The organism is Mesorhizobium sp., from assembly GCF_024509055.1.
Taxonomy (GTDB): domain Bacteria; phylum Pseudomonadota; class Alphaproteobacteria; order Rhizobiales; family Rhizobiaceae; genus Mesorhizobium.
Map to the genome: position 1 here is coordinate 1 of NZ_JANINM010000245.1, position 2640 is coordinate 2640.

The 2640-nt window shown below is 64.1% G+C and carries 4 protein-coding genes; all 4 read right to left on the minus strand.

Features of this window, described 5'->3' with window-relative positions:
- Positions 1-703, minus strand: a 703-nt coding sequence (locus Q0L57_RS12155; protein ID WP_296742945.1) for a CBS domain-containing protein, incomplete at its 3' end; no start/stop codon positions are given.
- A gap of 28 nt (positions 704-731) precedes the next feature.
- A complete protein-coding gene (gene ybeY, locus Q0L57_RS12160) occupies positions 732-1229 on the minus strand; it encodes an rRNA maturation RNase YbeY (RefSeq protein ID WP_296742947.1) in 498 nt (165 codons plus the stop codon).
- 8 nt (positions 1230-1237) lie between these two features.
- Entirely contained in the window at positions 1238-2230 is a 993-nt protein-coding gene (locus tag Q0L57_RS12165) for a PhoH family protein (protein ID WP_296742950.1), read from the minus strand.
- Between the two features lie 136 nt (positions 2231-2366).
- Positions 2367-2640 (minus strand): TRAM domain-containing protein (locus Q0L57_RS12170; protein WP_296742948.1); only part of this gene is annotated, 274 nt, incomplete at its 5' end.

The window sequence follows — 2640 nt, forward strand, 5'->3', positions numbered from 1 at the left end:
CGAGGCCGTCGGTGCCGCCATATTCGTCGATGACCAGCGCCATCTGCGTGCGCGTCGTCTGCATGCGCCCCATCAGGTCGGAAGCAAGCATGGAAGGCGGCACGAACAGCACCGGGCGGATCAGGTTGAGGTCGCCGATCGTGCGCGCGAGATCGACCTGGGCCAGATCGAGAGCAACCGGCGCGGGAGCTTTCCTGGTCGCGCGGCCCTTCCTGGCGCGGGCAAGCTTGGTGATATGGGCAAGCACGTCGCGGATGTGGACCATGCCGCGCGGATCGTCGAGCGTTTCGGCATAGACCGGCATGCGCGAATGGCCAGACTCCTCGAAGAGGCCAAGCAGGTCGCCCAATGTGGTGGAGATCTCGACCGCCTCGATGTCGGCGCGCGGCACCATCACATCCTCGACGCGCACTTCGCGCAGTCGCAGGATGTTGTTGAGCATGGCGCGCTCGCCCGGCGAGAAGGACTCGGCATCGCTGGCGGTCTCGGCCAACGCGCCGGCGATCTCCTCGCGCAGGTTGGTGCCGTTGCGGTGCCTGAACAGGCCCAGGACCCGGTCAAAGAGCGAAGGACCGGCATGCGTCGGCTCCGCGGCCGCGCTGCCGGTCGGAATACTCGGACTGGAACCCTCTTCCGTCTTTTCGGAAGGCTTGGCCCCACTGCCGACGTCCGCATGGGCGGCAGTTTCTGGTTTGTCGTTCATCGTCTTCTGGTCAATTGAGCTTTTTTTGTTACGCGTAGGGATCGGGAATGGCAAGCCTTGCAAGGGCCTTGCGCTCCGTCGCTTCCATCTCCTCGGCCTCGGCGTCGGTCTCGTGATCGTAGCCCAGAAGATGCAGCAGGCCATGGATGACGAGATGGCTGATATGGTTCCCGAGCGGCTTTTCTTCCAGTGCGGCCTCTCGCGCGACCGTCTCCGACGCCAGCACGATGTCGCCAAGCATCGGAGGCAGCGGACCGCCTTTCGGGGACGGAAAAGCCGGGAAAGACAAGACGTTGGTCGGCTTGTCCTTGTCGCGCCATTCGGCGTTGAGGATCCGGATATGGGCGTCGTCGGAAAAAACGATGCTGAGCTCCGAAGTCCCACTTATACCGGTTTCGGCAAACGCGGCAGCAACGGCCTGATCGACAAGACGCGTCAGTTCGGCTTCGACGGGCCAGTCGCCGGCCTCGACGAAAATATCGATGTCGACGGGCGGCCCGCCGGTGCGTTCCGGATTTTCAGCCATGCTGCTTTTCAGCTTTCGGCGCCCAGGCCTCTCGCCAGCTTGCCGTCGCGGTCATAGGCCTTGACGATCTCGGCGACCAACGGGTGCCGCACCACGTCGCCTTCGTTGAAGCGGACCGTGACGATGCCCGGGACGCCATCGAGGATGCGCAGCGCCTCGACCAGGCCCGACTTGGTGTTGGGCGGCAGGTCGATCTGGGTAGGATCGCCGGTGACGATCATGCGCGAATTCTCGCCGAGACGGGTGAGAAACATCTTCATCTGCATCGGCGTGGTGTTCTGCGCCTCGTCGAGGATCACCGCCGCGTGCGCCAACGTGCGGCCGCGCATGAAGGCCAAAGGCGCGATCTCGATGACCTCGGCGGCGATCGCCCGCTCGACCTTGTCTGCCGGCATCATGTCGTAGAGCGCGTCGTACAGCGGCCTCAGATACGGATCGACCTTTTCCTTCATGTCGCCGGGCAGGAAGCCCAGGCGCTCGCCTGCCTCGACGGCCGGACGCGACAGCACGATGCGCTCGACCATGCCGCGCTCCAGCAGCATCGCCGCATGGGCCACAGCCAGGTAGGTCTTGCCGGTGCCGGCCGGGCCGATGCCGAAGACCATCTCCGAGCGCTCCAGCGCCCGCATATAGGCGTCCTGGTTGAGCGAGCGGGCGTAGATCGTCTTCTTGCGGGTCGCGATCTGGGCTGCCGAGACCTTGCCCTTGCGCTCCATTGTCGGCAGCGTGAGCTGGTCGTCGGCGGCGATCGCCATGCGAATGGCGCCGTCGACATCGGACTGGCCGATATCGACACCCTTCTGGAGGATGCCATAGAGGCTATCGAGCGCCCGGCGCGCCTGCTCGGCGGCTGTCGCCGAGCCCTTGATGGCGAGCTGGTTGCCCTTCGAGCGGATGTCGACCCCAAGCTTCTGCTCGAGCCGGGCCAAATTCTCGTCGAACTGGCCATAAAGGGCGCTGGCGAGCTTGTTGTTGTCGAAGGTCAGTACGATGTGCGCCATATCGGAGGCCCCGGACGCCTGGGTCTGGGGCGGATTCTTCAGTTCAGCAGCGCTCAACCGTCTCTCCTCATCTGCCGAGGCTTGTGGCTATGCATGTCGTTGCCCCAAAACCGCGGGCACTTTTGGGCGACATGCATCAGACCAACTCGGCGAACAGGCTGTTCTGGCCCGTCCTTGTGATTCGTACATCGATAATGTCACCGATTCCGCCGGCCTTGTCGTCAACAATAACCGGTTGCAGCCATGGCGAACGGCCGACTTTTTGCCCCGGACGGCGGCCCGGTTTCTCGATCAGCGTGCTGATTGTACGCCCGACCAAGCTGGCGATGAAATCCTGCTGCTGCTCGTTTATCGCCGCCTGCAGGCGCTGCAGCCGCTCGTCCTTCACCGCCTCGGACAGGTGCCCGTCC

Excerpts from the sequence above, each read along its gene's own strand:
- ybeY (WP_296742947.1), bottom strand. The coding sequence starts at position 1,229 with ATGGCTGAAAATCCGGAACGCACCGGCGGGCCGCCCGTCGACATCGAT.
- Q0L57_RS12165 (WP_296742950.1), bottom strand. The coding sequence starts at position 2,230 with ATGGCGCACATCGTACTGACCTTCGACAACAACAAGCTCGCCAGCGCC.